The 24,951-nt window shown below is 65.4% G+C and carries 20 protein-coding genes; 14 read left to right on the top strand and 6 right to left on the bottom strand.

Annotation, left to right across the window (positions count from 1 at the left end; all coding sequences use genetic code 11):
* Nucleotides 1-4 precede the first annotated feature (4 nt).
* The 4 genes from ACTJJX_RS24595 to ACTJJX_RS24580 all read left to right on the top strand — a co-directional run bounded on the left by ACTJJX_RS24595 (nucleotide 5) and on the right by ACTJJX_RS24580 (nucleotide 4,177).
* On the top strand, nucleotides 5-763 hold the full coding sequence (locus tag ACTJJX_RS24595; protein ID WP_003099222.1) for a TerC family protein: 759 nt from the start codon (nucleotides 5-7) through the stop codon (nucleotides 761-763).
* A 229-nt stretch (nucleotides 764-992) separates the two neighbouring features.
* Nucleotides 993-1,622 carry a LysE family transporter gene (locus tag ACTJJX_RS24590; RefSeq protein WP_003096365.1) on the top strand — a complete coding sequence of 210 codons (630 nt, stop codon included), beginning with the start codon at nucleotides 993-995 and terminating at the stop codon, nucleotides 1,620-1,622.
* A gap of 104 nt (nucleotides 1,623-1,726) precedes the next feature.
* Nucleotides 1,727-3,628 (top strand): cytochrome c/FTR1 family iron permease, encoded by a 1,902-nt coding sequence (locus ACTJJX_RS24585; RefSeq protein ID WP_031640400.1) that lies wholly within the window; start codon nucleotides 1,727-1,729, stop codon nucleotides 3,626-3,628.
* A gap of 66 nt (nucleotides 3,629-3,694) precedes the next feature.
* Nucleotides 3,695-4,177 (top strand): YaiI/YqxD family protein, encoded by a 483-nt coding sequence (locus tag ACTJJX_RS24580; protein ID WP_016852250.1) that lies wholly within the window; start codon nucleotides 3,695-3,697, stop codon nucleotides 4,175-4,177.
* On the opposite strand, the gene ACTJJX_RS24575 is transcribed toward ACTJJX_RS24580, so the two are convergent.
* The 3 genes from ACTJJX_RS24575 to ACTJJX_RS24565 all read right to left on the bottom strand — a co-directional run bounded on the left by ACTJJX_RS24575 (nucleotide 4,162) and on the right by ACTJJX_RS24565 (nucleotide 6,159).
* The gene (locus ACTJJX_RS24575) at nucleotides 4,162-4,635 is read right to left on the bottom strand and encodes a thioesterase family protein (RefSeq protein ID WP_003118044.1); all 474 of its coding nucleotides are present in this window, start codon (nucleotides 4,633-4,635) and stop codon (nucleotides 4,162-4,164) included. The two genes, ACTJJX_RS24580 and ACTJJX_RS24575, sit on opposite strands and share 16 nt — an antisense overlap.
* Nucleotides 4,636-4,730: 95 nt before the next feature.
* On the bottom strand, nucleotides 4,731-5,399 hold the full coding sequence (elbB, locus tag ACTJJX_RS24570) for an isoprenoid biosynthesis glyoxalase ElbB (RefSeq protein WP_003099212.1): 669 nt from the start codon (nucleotides 5,397-5,399) through the stop codon (nucleotides 4,731-4,733).
* A gap of 169 nt (nucleotides 5,400-5,568) precedes the next feature.
* A complete protein-coding gene (locus ACTJJX_RS24565; RefSeq protein WP_003096354.1) occupies nucleotides 5,569-6,159 on the bottom strand; it encodes a DedA family protein in 591 nt (196 codons plus the stop codon).
* A gap of 244 nt (nucleotides 6,160-6,403) precedes the next feature.
* On the opposite strand from ACTJJX_RS24565, the gene hemB reads away from it, so the two are divergent.
* Nucleotides 6,404-7,417, top strand: coding sequence for a porphobilinogen synthase (hemB, locus tag ACTJJX_RS24560; RefSeq protein ID WP_003096352.1), 1,014 nt, complete (start codon nucleotides 6,404-6,406; stop codon nucleotides 7,415-7,417).
* 17 nt (nucleotides 7,418-7,434) lie between these two features.
* The gene (ppk1, locus tag ACTJJX_RS24555) at nucleotides 7,435-9,645 is read left to right on the top strand and encodes a polyphosphate kinase 1 (RefSeq protein ID WP_003099209.1); all 2,211 of its coding nucleotides are present in this window, start codon (nucleotides 7,435-7,437) and stop codon (nucleotides 9,643-9,645) included.
* Here the strand turns inward: ppk1 and ppx are convergent.
* Nucleotides 9,632-11,137, bottom strand: a complete 1,506-nt coding sequence (gene ppx / locus ACTJJX_RS24550) for an exopolyphosphatase (RefSeq protein ID WP_023082479.1) — start codon at nucleotides 11,135-11,137, stop codon at nucleotides 9,632-9,634. The genes ppk1 and ppx overlap by 14 nt on opposite strands.
* A gap of 198 nt (nucleotides 11,138-11,335) precedes the next feature.
* Here ppx and trxA point away from each other — a divergent pair, with 198 nt between their 5' ends.
* The 5 genes from trxA to ACTJJX_RS24525 all read left to right on the top strand — a co-directional run bounded on the left by trxA (nucleotide 11,336) and on the right by ACTJJX_RS24525 (nucleotide 17,738).
* Complete coding sequence (trxA, locus tag ACTJJX_RS24545; RefSeq protein ID WP_003096336.1) at nucleotides 11,336-11,662, top strand: thioredoxin TrxA; 327 nt, start codon at nucleotides 11,336-11,338, stop codon at nucleotides 11,660-11,662.
* A gap of 244 nt (nucleotides 11,663-11,906) precedes the next feature.
* Complete coding sequence (rho, locus tag ACTJJX_RS24540) at nucleotides 11,907-13,166, top strand: transcription termination factor Rho (protein WP_003096334.1); 1,260 nt, start codon at nucleotides 11,907-11,909, stop codon at nucleotides 13,164-13,166.
* A gap of 70 nt (nucleotides 13,167-13,236) precedes the next feature.
* A complete protein-coding gene (locus ACTJJX_RS24535; RefSeq protein WP_023082478.1) occupies nucleotides 13,237-15,225 on the top strand; it encodes an acyltransferase family protein in 1,989 nt (662 codons plus the stop codon).
* 78 nt (nucleotides 15,226-15,303) lie between these two features.
* Nucleotides 15,304-16,770: a 4-hydroxy-3-polyprenylbenzoate decarboxylase gene (gene ubiD, locus ACTJJX_RS24530; protein ID WP_003096332.1), complete on the top strand. Its 1,467-nt coding sequence runs from the start codon at nucleotides 15,304-15,306 to the stop codon at nucleotides 16,768-16,770.
* Nucleotides 16,770-17,738 carry a CDP-6-deoxy-delta-3,4-glucoseen reductase gene (locus ACTJJX_RS24525; RefSeq protein WP_003096331.1) on the top strand — a complete coding sequence of 323 codons (969 nt, stop codon included), beginning with the start codon at nucleotides 16,770-16,772 and terminating at the stop codon, nucleotides 17,736-17,738. The genes ubiD and ACTJJX_RS24525 overlap by 1 nt, the downstream gene beginning before the upstream one ends.
* A 33-nt stretch (nucleotides 17,739-17,771) precedes the next feature.
* Here the strand turns inward: ACTJJX_RS24525 and glpT are convergent, their stop codons facing one another.
* A complete protein-coding gene (glpT, locus tag ACTJJX_RS24520) occupies nucleotides 17,772-19,121 on the bottom strand; it encodes a glycerol-3-phosphate transporter (RefSeq protein WP_003110671.1) in 1,350 nt (449 codons plus the stop codon).
* 249 nt (nucleotides 19,122-19,370) lie between these two features.
* Nucleotides 19,371-20,348 (bottom strand): NADPH:quinone oxidoreductase family protein, encoded by a 978-nt coding sequence (locus ACTJJX_RS24515; protein WP_016852247.1) that lies wholly within the window; start codon nucleotides 20,346-20,348, stop codon nucleotides 19,371-19,373.
* A 154-nt stretch (nucleotides 20,349-20,502) separates the two neighbouring features.
* Between ACTJJX_RS24515 and ACTJJX_RS24510 the strand changes: the two genes are divergently transcribed.
* The 3 genes from ACTJJX_RS24510 (at nucleotide 20,503) to rbbA (ending at nucleotide 24,949) form a co-directional block, all read left to right on the top strand.
* Nucleotides 20,503-20,922 (top strand): flagellar basal body-associated protein FliL, encoded by a 420-nt coding sequence (locus ACTJJX_RS24510; RefSeq protein ID WP_003096328.1) that lies wholly within the window; start codon nucleotides 20,503-20,505, stop codon nucleotides 20,920-20,922.
* A gap of 206 nt (nucleotides 20,923-21,128) precedes the next feature.
* Nucleotides 21,129-22,202, top strand: coding sequence for an HlyD family secretion protein (locus ACTJJX_RS24505; protein ID WP_016852246.1), 1,074 nt, complete (start codon nucleotides 21,129-21,131; stop codon nucleotides 22,200-22,202).
* Nucleotides 22,199-24,949, top strand: a complete 2,751-nt coding sequence (rbbA, locus tag ACTJJX_RS24500) for a ribosome-associated ATPase/putative transporter RbbA (protein ID WP_016852245.1) — start codon at nucleotides 22,199-22,201, stop codon at nucleotides 24,947-24,949. The genes ACTJJX_RS24505 and rbbA overlap by 4 nt, the downstream gene beginning before the upstream one ends.
* Nucleotides 24,950-24,951: the final 2 nt, after the last annotated feature.

Here is a 24,951-nt window from a genome sequence, read left to right as displayed (position 1 = left end):
ATCTATGGAATGGCTCGCCAGTCCTGAAATCTGGGTCGCGTTCCTGACCCTGACCGCCCTGGAAATCGTCCTCGGCATCGACAACATCATCTTCATCTCGATCCTGGTCGGGCGCCTGCCGCCGGCCCAGCAACCGAAGGCGCGCTTCTTCGGCCTGGCCCTGGCCATGGGCACGCGGATCCTGCTGTTGCTCTCGATCACCTGGGTCATGCGCCTGACCACCGACCTGTTCCACCTGTTCGGCCAGGGCATCTCCGGGCGTGACCTGATCCTCTTCTTCGGCGGCCTGTTCCTGCTGTTCAAGAGCACCATGGAGATCTACCACAGCCTGGAAGGCGCGGAAGAAGAGCAGAAGAGCGGCGGCAAGGTCCACGGCTTCATGGGCATCATCGTCCAGATCGCGATCATCGACATCATCTTCTCCCTGGACTCGGTGATCACCGCCGTCGGTCTGGTGCAGAACGTGCCGGTGATGGTCGCGGCGATCGTCATCTCGGTCGGCGTGATGATGCTGGCGGCAGGCACCATCAGCGACTTCATCGAGAAACACCCCTCGCTGAAGATGCTCGCCCTGTCGTTCCTCATCGTGGTCGGCACCGTGCTGGTGGCCGAGTCCTTCGAAGTGCACGTGCCGAAAGGCTACGTCTACTTCGCCATGGCCTTCTCCCTGGCGGTGGAGGCGCTGAACATCCGCTTGCGCGGAGCCCTGGCGCGCAAGCGCGGCGAAGAGCCGGTGAAGCTGCGCAAGGGTTCGCCGGACTGAGAGCGTTCGGGGCCAGGGCGAATAGCCGCATCGCGGTGGTCTGCCCAACATGGCTGAGCGCGTATCCTCGGGAAAGCCCGGCATCTGCCGGGTTTTTTCTGTCCGCCAGGTTGCGCCCGCAAAGGTTGGGCGAGGCGCGTGGTCGGAAAACCTGTGCGGCTGCTCCGCCTTGGTGCACACTGGCTTTTTCGTTCCCGCCGCCAGCCGCGTTCGCTTTCCGAGGTGTGCAATGCTCGTCAGTACCTGGTTCGCCTTCTTCCTCGCCTGCTGGGCCATCAGCCTGTCGCCGGGCGCCGGAGCCATCGCCTCGATGTCCTGCGGGTTGCAGTACGGCTTTGCGCGAGGCTACTGGAACGCGCTGGGCCTGCAGATCGGCCTGGCCCTGCAGATCGCCATTGTCGCCGCCGGCGTCGGTGCGTTGCTGGCGACCTCGGCACTGGCTTTCAGCCTGATCAAGTGGTTCGGCGTGGCCTACCTGGTGTACCTGGCGGTGCGCCAGTGGCAGGCGCCGCCACAGGCCTTGAGCACCGATGGCGAACGGCCTCTGGGGCGACCGTTGACCCTGGTGCTGCGTGGTTTCCTGGTCAACGCCAGCAATCCCAAGGCGGTGATCTTCATGCTCGCGGTGCTGCCGCAGTTCATCGACCCGCACCAGCCGCTGCTGGCGCAATACCTGATCATGGGCGGCACCATGATCGTCGTCGACCTGATCGTCATGGCCGGCTACACCGGGCTGGCTGCGCGCGTGCTACGCGTACTGCGTTCGCCGCGCCAGCAGAAGCTGGTGAACCGTACCTTCGCCAGCCTGTTCGTCGGTGCCGCGGGGCTGCTGGCGACGGTACGCCGAGCGCCGCTCTGAGCCGCCCGACACGCTGATGGGCGTGATTGTTACAGAGTATTTCTTGCATGGGCGGGAAGGCGAAGGGACAATTTAATCTCTTCCATTCTCACTTCGTCTTCGCCATGCACCCTCCGAAAATCCTGCTGTGGCTGCTGCCGCTGGTCTGCGCGTTCAGCCTTGGAGCTCTTGCCGACACGGCCGTCGACCCCTCCCAAGCCTTGCATCTGTTGAGTTACCTGGCGGCCGACTATCCGCCGACCGTGGCTGACGGCAAGATCGTCGACCCCAGCGAATACCAGGAACAGGTGGAGTTCGTCGGCAACCTGCAGGCATTGGTCCTGACCCTGCCGATGCGCCCCGAGCGCGCCGAGCTGGAGAGGGGCGTCGCCAGCCTGCGCCAGGCCATCGAGCAGCGCTTGCCGGGAAGGGACGTGGCCCTCCAGGCGCGCAACCTCGAGGCACGGGTGGCGGATATCTACCAGGTGGTGCAGACCCCCGCGATCACCCCCGACCCGAGCCGCGCGGCGCCGATCTATGCCCAGCAGTGCGCAATCTGCCATGGCGATGCGGGCAAGGGCGACGGCCCCGCCGGCATCGGCCTGGAACCGCCGCCAGCGAACCTCACCGATCGCCAGCGCCTCGACCACCTGAGCCTCTACGACCTGCGTAACGTCATCGGCCTAGGCGTGGCGGGCACCGACATGCCGGCGTTCGCCGACCAGCTCGACGAACGCCAGCGCTGGGACCTGGCCAGCTATGTGGCCGGCCTGAGCGCCCGCAGTGCGCAGCCGGACAAGGCCCATGCCTACCCGCTGGCGACCCTGGCCACGCAGACTCCGGCCGAAGTCGCCGAGTACGACGGCGAGGCCGCTGCGGAGAGCTTCCGCGCCCTGCGTGCGCATCCGCCGCTGGAGCAGCGCGGTCCTGGGCAGTTGATCGACTATACCGCCGCCACCCTGGACAAGAGCTTCGCGGTCTATCGCGAAGGCGACCGCGACCAGGCCTACGACCTGTCGGTGGCGGCCTACCTGGAAGGCTTCGAGCTGGTGGAAAGCTCGCTGGACAACGTCGACGCCGATTTGCGCCGCTCCACCGAGAAGCAGCTGATGGCCTACCGCCAGGCGTTGCGCGATGGCCTCCCGGAAATCCAGGTGGCGCAACAGCTGGAGCTGGCCAAGGGCAAGCTGGCAGAGGCCGCCAAGCAGCTTGGCGGCGACTCGCTGAGTTTCTCCATCAGTTTCGTTTCCGCCTTGTTGATCCTGTTGCGCGAAGGGGTAGAGGCAATCCTGGTGCTTGCCGCCATCCTCGCCTTCCTGCGCAATACCGGGCAGGAAAGTGCCGTGCGTGGCGTGCACGTCGGCTGGGGGCTGGCCTTCGTCGCCGGCTTCGCCACCTGGGCGTTGGCCGCCTATGTGATCGATATCGGCGGTGCCCAGCGCGAGCTGATGGAGGGCTTCACCTCTCTGTTCGCCTGCGTGATGGTGCTCTGGCTCGGCGTCTGGATGCACGACCGCCGCCACGCGGCAGCCTGGCAGGACTACATCCGCAGCAGCCTGGTGGGCGGTGGCGGACGCTTCGGCTTCGCAGTGCTGGCGTTCTTCTCGGTCTACCGCGAGTTGTTCGAGGTCATCCTGTTCTACGAAACCCTCTGGTTGCAGGCCGGACCGGCCGGGCACAATGCCGTGATCGGCGGCGCGGCGACCGCCGTGGTCCTGCTGATCGGCCTGGCCTGGGTGATCCTGCGTGGTTCGGCGAAACTGCCGCTGGGGTTGTTCTTCAGCATCAACGCGGCGTTGCTCTGTGCGCTCTCGGTGGTGTTCGCCGGACATGGCGTCATCGCCTTGCAGGAAGCCGGGGTGATCGGCACCCGTCCGGTGCCGTTCTTCGACTTCGACTGGCTGGGGATCAAGGCTGACGCCTATTCGCTGTCGGCCCAGGCCATGGCAATGGTGGCCATCGCGCTGCTCTACGGACGTAGCCGGATCGTCGAGCGCCGGCGTGCGGCGGCCAACGGCGCCGACTGAGCGGGTTCGCGCAACCACGACGGCCAGTGCGATACTGGCCGTCGTCATTTCTACGGAAGTCCGTTCATGCGTATCTGGATCGATGCCGACGCCTGCCCCAAGGCGGCCAAGGAACTGGTCTGCAAGTTCGCCCTCAAGCGCAAGCTGGAAGTCTGGATGGTCGCCGGCCAGCCGCAGGTCAAGCCGCCGTTCGCCTGCGTGCGTCTGGTGGTGGTGGAAAGCGGGATGGATGCGGCTGACGATTACCTGGTGGAGCAGGCCGAGCCGGGCGACCTGGCGATCTGCAGCGACGTACCGCTGGCCGATCGGCTGATCAAGAAACAGGTTGCCGCCCTCGATCCTCGCGGCCGCGAGTTCGACGTGCGGAACATGGGCGATAAGCTGGCCATGCGCAACCTGATGGCCGACCTGCGTGACCAGGGGCAGATGGGCGGCGGCCAGGCGCCCTACGGTGATCGTGACCGCCAGGCGTTCGCCAACGCCCTGGACCGCTTGCTTACCCGCCTGCAGCGGGAAGCCGATCTACGCGCGAGTCAGCCGCACAGATAGGTGCCGGTACCGACGGCGACCAGCGTGCCGTCGTCGCTATGCAGTTCCGAGCGCACCACTGCGACCTTGTTGCCCGAGCGAAGCGGCACCGCATGGGCGGTGAACGTCCGGCCGCGTCCCGGGCGCAGGTAGTCGACGCGCAAGTCGATGGTGCCGAGCTTCGACAGCCGCGCCATGCGCTCGTGGCCTGGCAGTTCGCGATGCCGTTCGAGGGCGCCGATCAGGGCCATCGCTCCGCCGGTGACGTCGAGCAGGCTGGAGATCACCCCGCCGTGGAGAATGCCCTGAACGAAGTTGCCGATCAGTTCGTCCTTCATCGGCAGGTCGAGGACTACCCGCTCGCGGCCGAGGCTCACCACGCGGATGCCGAGCATGCGGTTGAAGGGGATGCGCTGGAAGAAATCCGCCACCAGTTGGTGGACGTCGTCAGGCAGGGCGGAGGAGGGCGTTTCGCTCATCGCGGCGTCTCGATTCGATGGTTTCGAGACGCACGCTGGCGTAGCGGCACGGATTTGAAAAGGGCGGCGGCGCGACCGCCCTCGTGCTTGGCCGATCAGGCCTTGTCCTGGTCCACCAGTTCGAGCACCCGGTCGACCAGCTTGTTGATCCCGGAAGCGGCTTCGGCTATCGACTGGGCGAGCATGTAGGCCGGGGTGGTCACCAGCTTGCGCGCGCTGTCTTCGACGATCTCGTCCACCGGCGCGTCGATGTGCTCGGCACCCATCTGCTTCAGCGCGTCGGCGGTGTCGGCGTCGTTGCCGATGGTGCATTGGACGCCGGCGCCGTAGATCTTCGCCGCCATCGCCGGAGCGATGCAGATCAGCCCGACTGGCTTGCCGGCTTCGGCGAAAGCCTTGGCCAGCGCCAGCACGTCCGGCTGCACCTGGCATTGCGCGCCGTTGATGGCAAAGTCGCTGAGGTTCTTCGCAGCGCCGAAGCCACCGGGCACGATCAGCGCGTCGTAGTCCTCGGCGCGGGCTTCGCGCAGGTCCTTGACTTCGCCGCGGGCGATACGCGCGGACTCGACCAGGACATTGCGGCTTTCCGGCATTTCCTCGCCGGTCAGGTGGTTGACCACATGGTGCTGGGCGATGTTCGGCGCGAAGCATTGTGCCTCGGCGCCACGCTGGCTGAGGCGGAGCAGGGTGATCACGCTTTCGTGGATTTCCGCGCCATCGTAGACGCCACAACCGGAGAGGATGACGGCAACTTTCTTGTGCATGAGGCTTACTCCTTGGGAACGCAGGATCCGGACCGGACCGGACGGGCCTGGCCGGGGTCGGTATCGCGCAAGCATAGCGAGCCGCCGGCCCCGGCGGCCAGCCGGAGCGGAGGGTACAAGGAGTTGGAGTGTGCGAAGGGGCCGGCTGTTCAGTCGCGCCGGCGCGGGTTCACTCGGATTTGTCGGCGTTGCCGCCCGCGCCGTTGCCGCGCGGTGTCTTGAAACGCCGCCATAGCCAGAGCAGCAGGCCCAGCACGATCAGGCCGCCGAGGACCATGAGTTCGTATTTCTTGATGTTGCCGAGCATGCCTTCCAGTACGCTGCCGAAATAGTAGGCGGCGGAGCCCAGCGCAGCGGCCCAGACGATGGCGCCGATGCCATTGAGAAGAAGATAGCGGGCCGGTGGATAGCCGGACAGGCCGATGGCCACCGGCATCACCGTACGCAGGCCGTAGACGAAGCGGAAACTCAGCACCCACAGGTCGGGATGGCGGCGCACATGGTCCAGCGCCTTGTCGCCGAGCTTCTGCCAGCGCGGCTTGCGCGCCAGCAACCGGCGGCCGTGGCGGCGTCCGAGGAAGTACCAGAGTTGGTCACCGGCGTAGCTGCCGAGGAAGGCGGTGAGAATCACGGTATCCAGCTGCATGTAGCCGCGGAAGGCAAGGAACCCGGCCAGCACGAGAATGGTTTCGCCCTCGAAGAAAGTACCGAGAAAAAGGGCGAAATAGCCGAAGTCCTGCAGGAATTGTTGGAGCATCATCGGGGCAGCGAAGCGAAATGAACGCGCAGCCTAACTCGGTTGAGGGCGTGGGGAAAGCGCGATCGTCACGGCTCAGGTCATTGATTGTGCAATGAATGGCCTTTGCCGCTGGCTTTTTGCGATGATTGGCGGTGCGGCAGGATGCCGCGACCTTGAGTCACTGTCGTCGCTTGTTGCCAATCCGTCATAATCAGGGACTATAACTGTCACACTGTGCCCGTTATCTGGGCCCTGGAGTAAAACCGTGAGCTTCACTCCCGCCAACCGCGCCTATCCCTACACCCGCCTGCGGCGCAATCGCCGCGATGACTTCTCCCGCCGCCTGGTCCGCGAGAATGTCCTCACCGTCGACGACCTGATCCTGCCGGTGTTCGTCCTCGATGGGGTCAACCAGCGTGAAAGCATTCCGTCGATGCCCGGCGTCGAGCGCCTGTCCATCGACCAGTTGCTGATCGAGGCGGAAGAGTGGGTGGCCCTGGGCATTCCGGCGCTGGCGCTGTTCCCGGTGACCCCGGTGGAGAAGAAGTCCCTGGACGCCGCCGAGGCATACAACCCGGAAGGCATCGCCCAGCGCGCCACCCGCGCCCTGCGCGAGCGCTTTCCGGAGCTGGGCATCATCACCGACGTGGCGCTCGACCCGTTCACCACCCATGGCCAGGACGGCATCCTGGATGACGATGGCTACGTCCTCAACGACGTCAGCATCGACGTGCTGGTACGGCAGGCGCTGTCCCACGCCGAGGCCGGCGCCCAGGTGGTAGCGCCCTCGGACATGATGGACGGTCGCATCGGTGCGATCCGCGAGGCCCTGGAGTCTGCCGGCCACACCAATGTGCGGATCATGGCCTACTCGGCCAAGTACGCCAGCGCCTACTACGGTCCGTTCCGCGATGCGGTCGGCTCGGCTTCGAACCTCGGCAAGGGCAACAAGGCCACCTACCAGATGGATCCGGCGAACAGCGACGAGGCACTTCACGAAGTGGCCGCCGACCTGGCCGAAGGCGCCGACATGGTGATGGTCAAGCCGGGCATGCCCTACCTCGACATCGTGCGTCGGGTGAAGGATGAATTCCGCGCCCCGACCTTTGTCTACCAGGTCAGCGGCGAGTATGCGATGCACATGGGCGCCATCCAGAACGGCTGGCTGGCCGAATCGGTGATCCTCGAGTCCCTTACCGCCTTCAAACGTGCCGGCGCTGATGGCATTCTGACCTACTTCGCCAAGCAGGCCGCAGAACAATTAAGACGGGGGCGTTGACCCCCTCGGGAAGATGAATGAATACGCAGCAAGGACTTGATGAGATCGAACGTATCGCCGCCGACGAAACCGTAGTGGCGAACGTGGAAAGCGAAGCAGAAGTGAAGATGGCCGAAACGATCCCGGTGGAAACGCCACCTGCGGTGGTTCCCAGCGTGGATGACAGCAGCCTGTACATTCATCGCGAGCTCTCCCAGTTGCAGTTCAACATCCGCGTGCTGGAGCAGGCGCTGGACGAGTCCTACCCGCTCCTGGAGCGGCTGAAGTTCCTCCTCATCTTCTCGAGCAACCTCGACGAATTCTTCGAGATCCGCATCGCCGGCCTGAAGAAGCAGATCACCTTCGCCCGCGAGCAGGCCGGCGCCGACGGCCTGCTGCCGCACCAGGCACTGGCGCGGATCAGCGAGCTGGTCCACGAGCAGGTGTCGCGGCAGTACCGGATCCTCAACGAGACCCTGTTGCCGGAGCTGGCCAAGCACCAGATCCGCTTCATCCGCCGGCGTCACTGGACGCTGAAGATCAAGACCTGGGTGCGGCGCTTCTTCCGCGACGAGATCGCGCCGATCATCACCCCGATCGGCCTCGACCCGACCCACCCGTTCCCGCTGCTGGTGAACAAGAGCCTCAACTTCATCGTCGAGCTGGAGGGGATGGATGCCTTCGGCCGCGACTCCGGCCTGGCGATCATCCCGGCGCCGCGCCTGCTGCCACGGATCATCAGGCTGCCGGAAGACGTTGGCGGCGAGGGCGACAACTACGTGTTCCTGTCGTCGATGATCCACGCCCACGCCGACGACCTGTTCCCCGGCATGAAGGTGAAGGGCTGCTACCAGTTCCGCCTGACCCGCAACGCCGACCTGTCGGTGGACACCGAGGATGTCGAGGACCTGGCCCGCGCGCTGCGCGGCGAGCTGTTCTCGCGTCGCTACGGGGATGCGGTACGCCTGGAGGTGGTGGATACCTGCCCGCAGAACCTGACCAACTACCTGCTCAAGCAGTTCGGCCTGTCCGAAAGCGAGTTGTACAAGGTCAGCGGCCCGGTCAACCTGACCCGCCTGTTCAGCGTCACCGGCCTGGAAAGCCATCCGGAGCTGCAGTACCCGCCCTTCACCCCGGCGATCCCGCGTCTTTTGCAGAAGAAGGAAAACCTCTTCAACGTCCTCAGCAAGCTCGACGTGTTGCTGATGCACCCGTTCGAGTCCTTCACCCCGGTGATCGACCTGCTGCGCCAGGCCGCCAAGGATCCGAACGTGCTGGCGATCAAGCAAACCCTGTACCGCAGCGGCGCCAACTCTGAGATCGTCGACGCCCTGGTCGAGGCGGCACGCAACGGCAAGGAGGTCACCGCGGTGATCGAGCTGCGCGCCCGCTTCGACGAAGAGTCCAACCTGCAACTGGCCAGCCGCCTGCAACAGGCCGGTGCGGTGGTGATCTACGGCGTGGTCGGCTTCAAGACCCACGCCAAGATGATGCTGATCCTCCGTCGCGAGGACGGCGAACTGCGCCGCTACGCGCACCTGGGCACCGGCAACTACCATGCCGGCAACGCTCGCCTGTACACCGACTACAGCCTGCTGACCGCCGACGTGGCGCTCTGCGAGGACCTGCACAAGCTGTTCAACCAACTGATCGGGATGGGCAAGACGCTGCGCATGAAGAAGCTGTTACATGCGCCGTTCACCCTGAAGAAGAACCTGCTGGAAATGATCAACCGCGAGGCGGCCCAGGCGGCGCTCGGCCAGCCTGCGCACATCATGGCCAAGGTCAACTCGCTGACCGATCCGAAGGTCATCCGCGCCCTGTACAAGGCCAGCCAGGCCGGGGTCAGGATCGACCTGGTGGTGCGTGGCATGTGCTGCCTGCGGCCGGGCATCCCGGGGGTCTCGCACAATATCCACGTGCGCTCGATCATCGGGCGCTTCCTCGAGCACAGCCGCATCTACTACTTCCTCAACGGCGGCGACGAGAAGCTCTATCTCTCCAGCGCCGACTGGATGGAGCGCAACCTCGACATGCGCGTCGAGACCTGCTTCCCGGTGGAAGGCAAGAAGCTGGTGCAGCGGGTCAAGAAGGAACTGGAAACGTACCTGACCGACAACACCCAGGCCTGGGTGTTGCAGGCCGACGGTAGCTACCAGCGGCTCAGTCCCACCGGTAACCAGAACCCCCGCAATACCCAGGCGACCCTGCTGGAGAAGCTGGCCGCGCCGGTGCTTACCGCACGTTGAGGCTGTAGCCGACCCGCTTGAGCCATTCGGCTTCCTGGGCGAAGTCGGCCTGGGTCAGCGGGTTGGCTTCCAGCCAGCCCTCGGGGAAGGTCACCGAAAGGCTCTTGGGCTCTGCCTTCAGACGCACCGAGGGCATTTCCTGGGTGCCGCGAATGTGGTGGAAGAGGATCGCGAAGCGCAGCACGATGCACAGGCGTACCAGCTTGTCGCCTTCCTCGGCGAACTCCGCCAGCTTGTCCGCCGGAATGTTGCGGCGGTGGCCGCGTACCAGTAGCGACAGCATCTGCTGGTCCTGGCGCGAGAAGCCAGCCAGGTCGGAGTGCTCGATCAGGTAGGCGCCGTGCTTGTGGTAGTGGTAATGGGCGATGTCCAGGCCGATCTCGTGGACCCGTGCGCCCCAGCTCAGCAGGTCGCGGTGCAGTTCGTCGTTCAGCTCCCAGGCGTCGCCGACTTCGGCAAGCACCTTGAGGGCCTTGGCCTCCACCCGCGAAGCCTGCTCCGGATCGACGTGGTAGCGCTGCATCAGTGAGCTGATGGTGCGTTCGCGCACGTCCTCGTGCTGGTGACGGCCGACCAGGTCGTAGAGAACGCCTTCGCGCAGGGCGCCCTCGGAGTGAACCATCTGTTCCAGTTCCAGCGCGTCGAAGATCGCTTCGAGAATGGCCAGTCCGGCCGGGAAGATGGTCCGGCGGTCCGGCTTGATCCCTTCCAGATCGAGCTTCTCCACGTCGCCGAGCTTGAGCACCTTGCGCTTCAGCCAGGCCAGTCCGTCCGGGCTGATCTCGCCGTTGCCGTGGCCGCCGGCCTTGATCGCCAGCGCCACTGCGCGGATGGTGCCGGAGGCGCCGACCGCCTGTTGCCAGCCGAGGCGCCGCAGGCTGTTCTCGATGCCCATCAGTTCCAGGCGTGCAGCAGTGTACGCCTGGGCGTAGCGGGCCGGGGTGATCTTGCCGTCGCGGAAGTAGCGTTGGGTGTAGCTGACGCAACCCATCTGCAGGCTTTCCCGCAGCTCGGACTCGAAACCCTGGCCGATGATGAACTCGGTGCTGCCGCCGCCGATGTCGCTGACCAGCCGGCGACCGCCGCTGTCGGGCATGCTGTTGGCGACGCCGAGGTAGATCAGGCGGGCTTCCTCGCGGCCGGAGATGACTTCCACGGGGTGGCCGAGAACCTCTTCCGCACGACGGATGAAATCGCTGCGGTTGCGCGCCTCGCGCAAGGCGTTGGTCGCGACCACGCGTACGGAACCCTGGGGCATGCCGCTGATGAACTGGGCGAAGCGGCGCAGGCAGTCGAGGCCGCGCTGGGTGGCCTCTTCGCTAAGATTGCGCTCCTCGTCGAGGCCGGCGGCCAGTTGGACCTTCTCGCCCAGCCGTTCGAGGATGCGGACTTCGCCGTGGATATTGGCCTTGGCCAGACAGAGGTGGAAACTGTTGGAACCCAGGTCCAGGGCGGCAATCAGCGGGAATGCCTCGGCAGGTTTTTGCGGCATGCTTTGCAAGTCCATTGGAAAACTGCGCCATCCTGCCACGATAGGGCGAGGGTCGCCAATGCGGCAGCCGATCAATCGGGAATCAGCCGACCAACGATAGAGACTCTCAATCGGCTGCGCCTTCCGGCGAGGGTCAAGGCGGGATATGATGGTCGGCACTTTCGCGTTTCAATTCGCGTCCGACTACGGAGAGATTTCATGAGCGAACATATCGTCAACGTTACTGATGCCAGCTTCGAGCAGGACGTGCTGAAGGCCGACGGCCCTGTGCTGGTGGACTACTGGGCCGAGTGGTGCGGTCCGTGCAAGATGATCGCGCCGGTGCTGGACGAAGTCGCCAGGGACTATCAGGGCAAGCTGAAGGTCTGCAAGCTGAACATCGACGAGAACCAGGATACCCCGCCGAAATACGGCGTGCGTGGCATCCCTACCCTGATGCTGTTCAAGGACGGCAATGTCGAGGCGACCAAGGTCGGCGCACTGTCCAAGTCGCAGCTGGCGGCCTTCCTCGACGCCAATATCTGAGCCGGGCCCAGGCCTCGCTGGAAAGCCCCGCGATTCGCGGGGCTTTTTTTTGCGTTTCTATAGACGCCACCCGGCCACGGTGTTAAATTCGGGTTCGCGACGTTTTTTCCGTCGCCTTCTGCATGCCGTCCCGGACGCACTTCCTACTCGAACTTTCTAGCGCTCCTGTCGCCCCCTTGCGACACGGCTTTCCCAAGCTCGACGCTTTCTCCAATTCCTCTTTCTGCGTACCTATCTCTTTCCTATGAATCTGACCGAACTCAAGCAAAAGCCGATTGCCGAACTGCTGGAAATGTCCGATGCCATGGGCCTGGAAAACATGGCCCGTTCGCGCAAGCAGGACATCATCTTCGCCCTGCTGAAGAAGCACGCGAAAAGTGGTGAAGAGATCTCCGGCGATGGCGTGCTGGAGATTCTTCAGGACGGCTTCGGCTTCCTGCGCTCCGCCGACTCTTCCTACCTGGCCGGCCCCGACGACATCTATGTCTCGCCGAGCCAGATCCGGCGCTTCAACCTGCGCACGGGCGACACCATCATCGGCAAGATCCGGCCGCCGAAAGAGGGCGAGCGTTACTTCGCCCTGCTCAAGGTCGACTCGATCAACTTCGATCGTCCGGAGAATGCGAAGAACAAGATTCTCTTCGAGAACCTGACGCCGCTGTTCCCCAACGAGCGGATGAAGATGGAAGCCGGCAACGGCTCCACCGAAGACCTGACCGGCCGCGTCATCGATCTCTGCGCGCCGATCGGCAAGGGCCAGCGCGGCCTGATCGTGGCGCCGCCGAAGGCGGGCAAGACCATCATGCTGCAGAACATCGCCAGCAACATCACCCGCAACAACCCCGAATGCCACCTGATCGTCCTGCTGATCGACGAGCGCCCTGAGGAAGTGACCGAAATGCAGCGCACCGTGCGCGGCGAAGTGGTCGCCTCGACCTTTGACGAACCGCCGACCCGTCACGTACAGGTCGCCGAGATGGTGATCGAGAAGGCCAAGCGCCTGGTCGAGCACAAGAAGGACGTGGTCATCCTGCTCGACTCCATCACCCGTCTGGCGCGGGCCTACAACACCGTGATCCCCAGCTCCGGCAAGGTGCTCACCGGCGGTGTCGACGCCCATGCCCTGGAGAAGCCGAAGCGCTTCTTCGGCGCCGCGCGGAACATCGAAGAGGGCGGTTCTCTTACGATTCTCGCCACGGCGTTGGTGGAAACCGGCTCGAAGATGGACGAGGTGATCTACGAGGAATTCAAGGGTACCGGCAACATGGAACTCCCATTGGATCGCAAGATCGCCGAGAAGCGCGTGTTCCCGGCCATCAACATCAACCGTTCGGGTACCCGCCGCGAAGAGCTGCTGACCAGCGAGGACGAGCTCCAGCGCATGTGGATCCTGCGCAAGATCCTGCACCCGATGGACGAGATCTCCGCGATCGAATTCCTCATCGACAAGCTCAAGCAGACCAAGACCAACGATGAGTTCTTCGATTCGATGAAACGGAAGTAGTCTTCCAGGGAATTGAAGAAGGCGCTCCGGTTTGACCGGAGCGCCTTTTTTCATGCCTGGAGAAAAATAGATGTCGAGCCTGCCTTATCGAAGAGATATCGATGGATTGCGCGCACTGGCCATCTTGCCGGTGGTGTTCTATCACTTGGGCTTGGGCGGTTTCACCGGCGGGTATGTCGGCGTCGATGTCTTTCTGGTGATTTCCGGCTACCTGATCACTTCGATCATCCGGCGCGATCGGCAGGCCGGGCGTTTCAGCTTCGTCGATTTCTGGGCTCGCCGGGCGCGACGCATCCTCCCCGCTTTGTTCGTTATGATGGCCGTCAGCCTGGCGGCCGGCTGGTTCCTGATGGAGCCGCGGGACTACGAGCAACTGGGTCGTGCGGTGCGTTACCAGACGATGTTCGCCTCGAACATCCTGTTCTGGAAGCAGGATGGCTATTTCGACGCCGCGTCCGAATTCAAGCCGCTATTGCATACCTGGTCGTTGTCGGTGGAAGAGCAGTTCTACATTCTCTTCCCGCTACTGCTGGCCGCGATCTCCGGGCGCCTGCTGCGCTGGCGGCTCGCCATCCTCCTCGCGGTCCTGGCGCTATCGCTGGCGGCCAGCGTCTGGGCGGTGAGCCAGCGACCTGGCAGTGCATTCTTCCTCCTGCCGATGCGCGCCTGGGAACTCCTGGCGGGTGCCGCGCTGGCGTTGCTGCCGGGCGCTAGCCGCGGTCATTCGCAATGGTCCCTGCAACTGGCGGCCACCCTCGGCATAGCGGCGATTCTCCTGCCGGTGTTCTTCTACGACAGCGACACTCCTTTCCCCGGCCTCGCGGCGCTGCCGGCGGTGCTTGGCACCGCCCTGCTGATCTGGGCCAACGGCGCCGGCGACACCTGGGCTCGCCGCCTGCTGGGCTGGCAACCGCTGGTCTGGTTCGGTCTGATCTCCTATTCGCTGTACCTCTGGCACTGGCCGCTGTACGTCTTCGTCCAGTACCACGCACTGGAAACCCTGGGCCTGCCGGCACGCCTGGGGTTGCTGGCGGCGAGCATCGGCCTGGCGGCACTGTCGCTGTACTGCGTCGAGGCACCGTTCCGCGAGCGCAAGCTGTTCGCCGGGCGCCGGCAGATGCTTGGCGCGGCGCTGTGCAGCTTGCTGCTGCTGGGAGTCGTCGGCCAGTTGGTGCGGCATTACGACGGCGTGCCGTCGCGTCTTTCCGAGGAAGCCTTGCGTTATGCCAAGGCGTCCAAATGGCGCGATGGGCAGACCGACTGCATGTTCGACAAGAAGGCGCTCAGTCAGGAAAGCATCTGCCGCTTCCCGGCGGAACTGGCTGCCGAACGACCGCTGCTGGTCAGTTGGGGCGACAGCCATTCCGCGGCGTTGAGCCCGCTGCTGCGCGAACTGGCTACCAGACGCCGACTGCCGATCTGGCAGGCTTCGCTGGCGGGCTGTCCGCCGTTGCTGGGGATGTTGGAAAAGGACAATTGCCTGCGTTTCAACCAGCAGATGCTCGAGTTCGTCGAACAGCAGCGGCCGGGCGGGGTGATCCTCGCCGGGCGCTGGGACATGTATATATACGGCGACTCGCAGGACGGTACCCGCAACATTCTCCGCGAGCCGGACGACACGCCGGACAGCTCGATCGCCGAGGCGCTGCTGCGGCAACGCCTGAGCGGGATGATCGAAAGGCTGAACGCGGCCGACGTACATGTCTGGCTGGTCAAGGACGTACCGCTGCTGCCATTCAAGGCACCGGCGCGGCTGGTGCGGCTGAGTCTGAGCGGGGAGGATGTCGGGCGCGCACGTTTTCCCTTCGCTGAGCACGCCGCGCGCGTCGCCTACGTGAATGCGCTGTTCGATGCGCTGGCCGAAGGCAACCCGCGGGTGAGCGTGCTCGACCCCTCCAGCGTGCTCTGCGATGGCCTGGATTGTTTCGCCGAACGTGATGGCTGGTCGCTGTACATGGATAACAACCACCTTTCGACCCAGGGGGCCCATGAACTCGGGCCTTTGTTCGAGCCTATGCTACAGAGCCTCGACGACTCGAGGATCGCCAGCCAGCAGTGACCGAATGCCGCGTTTGCCTGCTGCCGGATGGGCCGGGAGCAGGTAGGATGTGGGGTCTTGCAGTGAATGGTTAGGCCAATGACGTTCAAGGATCTCCGCGATTTCATCGCCCAGCTGGAGCAGCGCGGTGCGTTGAAGCGCATCCAGGTGCCGATTTCCCCCGTGCTCGAGATGACCGAGGTGTGCGACCGCACGTTGCGCGCCAAGGGCCCGGCATTGCTGTTCGAAAAGCCGACCGGCTTCGACATGCCGGTGCTCGGCAACCTGTTCGGTACGCCGGAGCGCGTGGCGCTGGGCATGGGCGCCGAGGACGTCGGCGCACTGCGCGAGATCGGCAAGCTGCTGGCGCAACTCAAGGAGCCCGAGCCGCCGAAGGGCCTCAAGGACGCCTGGGCCAAGCTGCCGATGTACAGGAAGGTCCTGTCCATGGCGCCGAAGGTGCTCAAGGACGCCCCCTGCCAGGAAGTGGTCGAGGAGGGCGAGGACGTCGACCTCGGCCGGCTGCCGGTCCAGACCTGCTGGCCGGGCGATGTCGGGCCGCTGATCACCTGGGGCCTGACCGTTACCCGCGGGCCGAACAAGGAACGGCAGAACCTGGGCATCTACCGCCAGCAGGTGATCGGCCGCAACAAGGTGATCATGCGCTGGCTCAGCCATCGCGGCGGCGCACTGGACTACCGCGAGTGGTGCCAGAAGCATCCGGGCCAGCCCTATCCGGTAGCCGTGGCGCTGGGCGCCGATCCGGCGACCATCCTCGGTGCGGTGACGCCGGTGCCGGACACCCTTTCCGAATACGCTTTCGCCGGCCTGTTGCGCGGGCATCGTACCGAGCTGGTCAAGTGTCGCGGGAGCGACTTGCAGGTGCCGGCCAGCGCCGAGATCGTCCTCGAAGGGGTGATCCACCCCGGCGAGATGGCCGACGAAGGCCCCTATGGCGATCACACCGGCTACTACAACGAGGTCGATCGCTTCCCGGTGTTCACCGTCGAGCGCGTCACCCGCCGGCAGAAACCGATCTACCACAGCACCTACACCGGGCGTCCGCCGGACGAGCCGGCGATCCTCGGGGTGGCGCTGAACGAAGTGTTCGTGCCGATCCTGCAGAAGCAGTTCCCGGAAATCGTCGATTTCTACCTGCCGCCGGAAGGTTGTTCCTACCGGATGGCGGTGGTGACCATGAAGAAGCAGTACCCAGGGCACGCCAAGCGCGTGATGCTCGGGGTCTGGTCGTTCCTGCGGCAGTTCATGTACACCAAGTTCGTCATCGTCACCGACGATGACATCGATGCGCGCGACTGGAACGATGTGATCTGGGCCATCACCACGCGGATGGACCCCAAGCGCGACACGGTGATGATCGACAACACGCCCATCGACTACCTCGACTTCGCCTCGCCGGTTTCCGGCCTCGGCTCGAAGATGGGGCTTGATGCCACCCACAAGTGGCCGGGCGAGACCAGCCGCGAATGGGGGCGCGCCATCGTCAAGGACGAAGCGGTGACACGGCGCATCGACGCCCTCTGGTCGAGCCTCGGGATCGACTGATGCGTATCGTCCTGCAACCGTCCGGCGCCTGCCTCGAGCTGCTGCCGGGGGAACGCATCCTCGATGGCGCCCGGCGGCTTGGCTACGACTGTCCGCAGAGCTGCCGCAACGGCAACTGCCATATCTGCGCGGCGCTGCTGGTGGAGGGGCGGGTACGCCAGAACGGCGAGGTACGCGATCATGGCGAACTCTTCACCTGCCTCGCTGAGCCGCTGGAAGACTGCGTGCTGCATTGGGACGGGGTGCTGGCGCCGGGTGAACTGCCTCTGCGCAAGCTGACCTGCCAGTTGAGCTTCTGCGAAGAGGTCGGCGGCGACGTCTACCGGGTCGGCCTGCGCGCGCCGGCCGGCAAGCCGCCACGCTATCACGCCGGGCAGTACCTGTTGCTGGAGCGTGACGGCGGCGACAGCGCGGCGTTTTCCCTGGCCTCCGCGCCGCATGCGGGACGCGACCTGGAGTTGCACATCCTGGCCAAGGAAGACAGTGCCGTCGCGCTGATCGCGCAGTTGCAGCGCGAGCGCCTGGCACGGATCCAGCTGCCGTTCGGCGACGCGCACCTGGCGGAACTGCCCGACGGTCCGCTGGTGCTGATCGCCGCGGGAACCGGCATGTCTCAGATGCACAGCCTGATCGAGCACTGCCGCGCCGCCGGCTTCGCCCATCCTGTACATCTCTACTGGGGCGTTCGGCGTCCGGAGGATTTCTACCGACTGCCGCACTGGACGGAGTGGGAAGGCCTGCCGAACCTGTTCCTGCACCGGGTGGTCAGCGACCTCTGTGGCTGGGAGGGGCGTTGCGGGTTGCTGCACGAGGCGGTGCGCGAGGATTTCGCCGACCTGTCGAGCCTGCATGTATACGCCAGCGGCTCGCCGGCGATGGTCTACGCGACCCTGGATGCCCTGGTCGAAGCAGGGATGGACGCGCACCAGATGCGCGCCGACGTGTTCGCCTACGCGCCGCGGGACTGAACGCGGCTCCGGCCTGGCGCCGGAGCCGCCGCGTCATCCGCCGGCTTGCTGCGGCGCGGCCTGGACCGCGGGTTTGCGCAGGGTCAGGCAGAGGAACAGGATGGCCAGCAGGCAGGCGCCGATCAGCAGCTTGAAGCCACCGTCCCAGCCGAAGTGGTCCACCGTGTAGCCGACCAGGGCGTTGGCCGCCACCGAACCGCCGAGGTAGCCGAACAGACCGGTGAAGCCGGCGGCGGTGCCGGCCGCTTTCTTCGGCGCCAGCTCCAGGGCCTGCAAGCCGATCAGCATCACCGGGCCGTAGATCAGGAAGCCGATCATGATCAGCGCGGCCATGTCGATCGCCGGGTTGCCGGCCGGGTTCAGCCAGTAGATCAGGGTGCCGACGGTCACCAGGATCATGAACACCACGCCGGTGGCGCCGCGATTGCCCTTGAACAGCTTGTCCGACAGCCAGCCGCAGAGCAGGGTACCGGGAATCCCCGCCCATTCGTAGAAGAAGTACGCCCAGGACGACTTGTCGACGTTGAAGTGCTTGGCCTCCTTGAGGTAGGTCGGCGCCCAGTCGAGCACACCGTAGCGCAGCAGGTAGACGAACACGTTGGCCAGGGCGATGTACCAGAGCAGCTTGTTGCGCAGCACGTAGGTGACGAAGATCTCCTTGGTCGACAGCTCGCGCTCGTGGTGTTCGTCGTAGCCTTCGGGGTAGTCGTCCTTGTGCTTCTCGATCGGCGGCAGGCCGCAGGATTGCGGGGTGTCGCGCATGGCGAAATAGGCGAATACGGCTACGCCCACGGCGACGATGGCCGGCACGTAGAAGGCCGAGCGCCAGTCGCCGAACAGCGCCAGGCCGAGCAGGAACAGCGGGCCGATCAGGCCGCCGCCGACGTTGTGGGCGACGTTCCACACCGAGACCACGCTGCCGCGCTCCTTCTGCGACCACCAGTGGACCATGGTCCGTCCGCTCGGCGGCCAGCCCATGCCCTGGGCCCAGCCGTTGATGAAGAGCAGGACGAACATGATGGCGACGCTGGAGGTAGCCCAGTGCGCGAATCCGAAAATGAACATCACCGCCGCCGACACCAACAGGCCGAACGGCAGGAAGACCCGTGGGTTGGAACGATCCGAGACCAGGCCCATGATGAATTTCGACAGGCCGTAGGCGATGGCGATGGCCGACATCGCGACGCCCAGTTGACCGCGGCTGTAGCCGTCCTCGATAAGGTAGGGCATGGCCAGGGAGAAGTTCTTGCGCAGCAGGTAGTAACCCGCGTAGCCGATGAAGATACCGGCGAAGATCTGCCAGCGCAGGCGCCGGTAGGTGCTGTCCACCTCGGCATCGGGCAGTGGCGCCTGGTGTGGCGCGGGACGAAAGATTCCGAACATCGCGAGCTCCGCTTGTTGTTGTGTCGCGCCTTTTTACGCGGTTGCGAACACTACATTTTTCGTAAATGAAAAAATAGCGGAAATGTTACAGGTTGAGTGCATTGGTCGGAAATAAGAAAGCCCCGGTCGGAAACCGGGGCTTTCATAGGGGAAAAACATCTGACAGCGTGGGCCTCGGCCGGTGTATCGCTCCGGCCCGCCATGCCTTTCTCCGCACGGGCGGGAGGCAATACTCGCCGCCTTCGTGGCTCAGCGAACCTCCACCACCACCTTGCCGACCGCCCTGCGCTGGCCGAGGGCGTCGATAGCGTCGCCGGCCCGTTCCAGCGGGAAGCGCTGCGACACCAGCGGCTTCAGTTTGCCTTCGGCGTGCCAGGCGAACAGCTGGCGGAAGTTGTCAGCGTTGTCCTGCGGCTGGCGTTGGGCGAACGATCCCCAGAACACGCCGACCAGCGAGGCGCCCTTGAGCAGGGTCAGGTTGGCCGGCAGCGAAGGGATGCTGCCGCTGGCGAAGCCGACCACCAGCATCCGTCCGTTCCAGGCGATGCTGCGGAAGGCCTCCTCGAACAGTTCGCCGCCCACCGGATCGTAGATCACATCGACGCCCTGGCCGCCGGTCAAGGCCTTGAGCTGCTCGCGCAGGCTACCTTCGCTGTAGTTGATCAGTTCGTCGGCGCCGGCGGCCTTGGCCACGGCGAGCTTGTCGGGGGTACTGGCGGCAGCGATCACCCGGGCGCCCATGGCCTTGCCGATCTCCACGGCAGCCAGCCCGACCCCGCCGGAAGCGCCGAGCACCAGCAGGGTCTCGCCGGGTTGCAGGTTGGCGCGCTGTTTCAGGGCGTGCATCGAGGTGCCGTAGGTCATGCCGAAGGCGGCGGCGCTGGCGAAGTCCATGCCTTCGGGTATCGGCATCACGTTATAGCCGGGCACCTTGACCTGCTCGGCGAAGCTGCCCCAGCCGGTCAGGGCCATGACCCGGTCGCCGGGCCTGACGTGGGCGACCTTTTCGCCGACCGCGGCGACCACTCCGGCCGCCTCGCCGCCCGGGGAGAAGGGGAAGGGCGGCTTGAACTGGTACTTGCCCTCGATGATCAGGGTGTCGGGGAAGTTGACCCCGGCGGCGTGCACATCGAGGAGGACTTCGTTCTTCGCCGGGCTCGGGCTGGCGATTTCTTCCAGGACCAGGCTGCTGGCCGGGCCGAAGGCTTTGCAGAGGACGGCTTTCATCGGGGACGCTCCAGTTTGCGGTCCGGCCAGTGTAGGAGGGAGACGCCGGGGGTCAATCAGCATCGCCGCAACTGATGGTTGTCCATAAACCCCGGGCTTGGGCCCGGCCGAGAGTCTGGCTATGCTTGCCGGCATTCGTCGAGGAGATGCGCCCGTGAGAACCCCCATTGCCCTGTCGCTGGCCCTGTGCCTGAGTCTGTTCCCGTCGTTCGCCTCGGCCGAGGAGGCCGCGCCGGAAGGCGAGGGCGCGAACAAGCCGGTCTACGTCGACCTGACCCCGGCGCTGGTCGGCAACTACGGCAGCGGGCCGCGCCTGCAGTACTACAAGGCCGACATCGCCCTGCAGGTGGCCGACAAGGACGCGGCGACCAAGGTCGAGCATCACGAGCCCTTGATCCGCAACCAGTTGATCATGCTGTTTGCCCAGCAGACCGACCAGAGCCTGGGTACGGTCGAGGCCAAGGAAAGCCTGCGCCAGGAGGCGCTGAAGCAGGTCCAGCAGACCCTCGAGCAGGAAGAGGGCAAGCCGCTGGTGACCGACCTGCTGTTCAACAACCTCATCGTCCAGCCCTGAGGTCAACTATCCGTTCTGTCCCGCGCTCCCGGATGCGAGGCACCGGGGATTCTGCTTTCCTGTGAGGTTCGGTCGGGCGCGTCTGACGTGCATCAACACCTGCGCGCCGCCCTGGAGGGACAATCGAGCCAGTGAAGTCCGCGGCGGCCGCGCTTTCCAGCGTGAGCGTCATCGCCGCGGCCTGGCCGGACGTGCGAGGAGAAGGGATGAAACAGGAAAGCAAACGGTGGCTGAGCCGTGCCCTGGTCGTGGCGGCGCTGCTCGGCGTAGGCGTGCTGGTCTGGCAGGTATCGCGACCGACCGGCCTGGGCGAGGGATTCGCCAGCGGCAACGGACGCATCGAGGCCACCGAGGTGGACGTGGCGGCCAAGCTTCCCGGGCGGGTCGCCGAGATCAAGGTCGACGAGGGCGACTTCGTCAAGGTCGGCGAAATCGTCGCGCGGATGGATACCCAGGTGCTCGAGGCGCAGTTGGCCCAGGCCCAGGCCCAGGTGCGCCAGGCGGAGAACGCCAAGCTCACCGCGACCTCGCTGGTGGCCCAGCGCGAGAGCGAGAAGAGCACCGCCCAGGCCGTGGTGGCGCAGCGCCAGGCCGAGCTGACAGCGGCGCAGAAGCGCTTCACCCGTACCGAGGCGCTGGTCAAGCGCAATGCCCTGCCGCAACAGCAACTCGACGACGATCGGGCTACCCTGCAGAGCGCCCAGGCGGCGTTGTCCGCGGCACGCTCGCAAGTGATTTCGGCGCAGGCGGCGATCGAGGCCGGGCGTTCCCAGGTAATCGAGGCGCAGTCGGCCATCGAGGCGGCCAAGGCCAGCGTCGCCCGGCTCCAGGCGGATATCGACGACAGCCTGCTCAAGGCGCCGCGCAACGGCCGCGTGCAGTACCGCGTGGCACAGCCGGGGGAAGTGCTGCCGGCCGGTGGCAAGCTCCTCAACATGGTCGACCTAGCCGACGTCTACATGACTTTCTTCCTGCCATCCATGCAGGCCGGCAGGGTCGGACTGGGCCAGGAAGTGCGCTTGGTGATCGACGCGGTGCCGGACTACGTGATCCCGGCCAAGGTTTCCTATGTCGCCAGCGTCGCCCAGTTCACCCCGAAAACGGTGGAAACCGCCAACGAGCGGGAGAAGCTGATGTTCCGGGTCAAGGCGCGGCTCGATCCGGCGCTGCTGGAAAAATACATCACCTACGTCAAGACCGGCGTGCCCGGAATGGCCTACCTGCGACTGGACCCTGAGGTCGAGTGGCCGGCCAACCTGCAGATCAAGGTTCCGCAATGACCGCTGGCGGGAGCGGCGTGGCGAGCCTCCGGGGCGTTTCGCTGCGCTACGGCGAGACGCGTGCGGTTGACGACGTCAGCCTGGAGATCCCGGCCAACCGCATGGTCGGCCTGATCGGTCCGGACGGGGTCGGCAAGTCCAGCCTGCTGGCGCTGCTGGCCGGCGCACGGAAGATGCAGGATGGCGAGATCCGCGTGCTCGATGGCGACATGCGCGACCGCCGCCACCGCCGGGCGGTCTGCCCGCGCATCGCCTACATGCCCCAGGGGCTGGGCAAGAACCTCTACCCGACGCTCTCGGTGTTCGAGAACGTCGACTTCTTCGGTCGGCTGTTCGGCCACGACAAGGCCGAGCGCGAGCGGCGCATCGCCGATCTGCTGCAAAGCACCGGATTGGCGCCGTTCGCCGAGCGTCCTGCGGGCAAGCTGTCCGGCGGCATGAAGCAGAAGCTCGGGCTGTGCTGCGCGCTGATCCACGATCCCGACCTGCTGATCCTCGACGAGCCGACCACCGGCGTCGACCCGCTGTCGCGCAACCAGTTCTGGGAGCTGATCGGCCGTATCCGCGCGGGCCGCGAAGGCATGAGCGTGCTGGTCGCCACCGCCTACATGGAGGAAGCCGAGCGCTTCGACTGGCTGGTGGCGATGGATGACGGAAAGGTCCTGGCCACCGGTACGCCGCAGGAGCTGCGCGAGCGTACCGGGACGCAGAGCCTCGAGTCGGCGTTCATCGCCCTGCTGCCGGAAAGCAAGCGCGCCGGCCACCATCGATTGGTGATCCCGCCGCGACCGCAGAGCGAAGGCGCGCCGCGGATCGCCATCGAGGCCGAGGGCCTGACCTGTCGTTTCGGCGACTTCGTCGCGGTCGATCACGTCAGCTTCCGTATCGAGCGTGGGGAAATCTTCGGCTTTCTCGGCTCCAACGGCTGCGGCAAGTCCACCACCATGAAGATGCTCACCGGCCTGCTGCCGGCCAGCGAAGGCACGTGCGCGCTGTTCGGCCAGCCGGTGGACGCCAGCGACATGGCGACCCGTCGCCGGGTCGGCTACATGTCCCAGGCCTTTTCCCTGTATGCCGAGCTGAGCGTGCGGCAGAACCTGGTGTTGCACGCCCGGCTGTTCCACCTGCCGGCGGATGGCATCCCGGCACGGGTCGGCGAAATGCTCCGGCGCTTCGACCTGGAGAAGGTGGCCGACGAGCTGCCCAACGACCTGCCGCTGGGCATTCGCCAGCGTCTGTCGCTGGCGGTGGCGGTGATCCACAAGCCGGAAATCCTGATCCTCGACGAGCCCACTTCGGGGGTGGACCCGGTGGCTCGCGACGGCTTCTGGGAGCTGATGCTCGAGCTGTCGCGCCGCGACGGGGTGACCATCTTCATTTCCACCCACTTCATGAACGAGGCTCAGCGCTGCGATCGCATCTCGCTGATGCATGCCGGCAAGGTACTGGCCAGCGATACTCCCGATGAGCTGGTGCGCCAGCGTGGTCTGCCGACCCTGGAAGCGACCTTCATCGCTTACCTGGAGGAAGCCGCGGGTGCCGCCGCGCCAGCGCAACCGGCCGAGGCGCCGGCCGTCGCGGAGCAGCCCGGCGATGGCCAGGAGCGCCAGGCGCAACGCGAACGCTTCAGCCCCCTGCGGCTGTTCAGCTATGCGCGCCGCGAAGCCATGGAGCTGCGCCGCGACCCGATCCGCCTGACCCTGGCCCTGCTCGGCACCGCGCTGCTGATGTTCATCATCGGCTATGGCATCAACATGGACGTCGAGGACCTCTCCTGGGCGGTCCTCGACCGTGACCAGACCACCACCAGCCAGGCCTACGCGCTGAACATCGCCGGCTCGCGCTATTTCGTCGAACATGCGCCGATCACCGACCCGGACGACCTCGACCGGCGCCTGCGCAGCGGCGAGCTGAGCCTGGCGGTGGAGATTCCGCCGAACTTCGGGCGCGATCTCAAGCGTGGCTCCGATCCGGCCATCGGCGTGTGGATCGACGGAGCGATGCCGACCCGTGCCAACACCGTGCTCGGCTACGTGCAGGGTCTGCACACCAGCTACCTGGCGGACCTCTCGCGGCAGGCGGGTGGGGCCGAGGCCAGCGCGGCGGCCAGCACCGAGGTGCGCTATCGCTACAACCCCGACGTGGAAAGCCTGAAGGCGATGGTGCCGGCGGTGATCCCGCTGCTGCTGATCATGATCCCGGCCATGCTCACCGCCCTCGGCGTGGTGCGCGAAAAGGAACTGGGTTCGATCACCAACCTCTATGTCACCCCGGTGACGCGCCTGGAGTTCCTGGTCGGCAAGCAGCTGCCCTACGTCGCCATGGGCATGATCAACTTCCTGCTGATGCTGGTCCTGGCCATCGTGGTATTTCGCGTGCCGCTCAAGGGCAGCTTCCTGGCGTTGACCATCGGCGCTTTCCTCTATGTGGTCACCAGCACTGGCCTAGGGCTGTTCCTCTCGACGTTCATGCGCAGCCAGATCGCCGCTGTATTCGGCGTGGCGATCGCCACCATGATCCCGGCGATCCAGTTCTCCGGGCTGATCCACCCGGTGTCCTCGCTGGAGGGTGCGGCGGCCTGGATCGGCAAGCTCTATCCGACCTCGCATTTCCTGGTGGTCAGCCGCGGCGCCTTTTCCAAATCGCTGGGCCTGTCCGATCTCTGGGCCTACTACCTGCCGCTTGCCGCTTCCATCGTGGTGCTGACCCTGCTCAGCGTGGCCTGCCTGAAGAAGCAGGAGGACTGAGC

This window comes from Pseudomonas sp. 22490 (genome assembly GCF_052044465.1).
GTDB classification, from domain to species: domain Bacteria; phylum Pseudomonadota; class Gammaproteobacteria; order Pseudomonadales; family Pseudomonadaceae; genus Pseudomonas; species Pseudomonas aeruginosa.
Note: the sequence above shows the minus strand (reverse complement) of the source record. Positions and strands in the feature narration are given on the sequence as shown.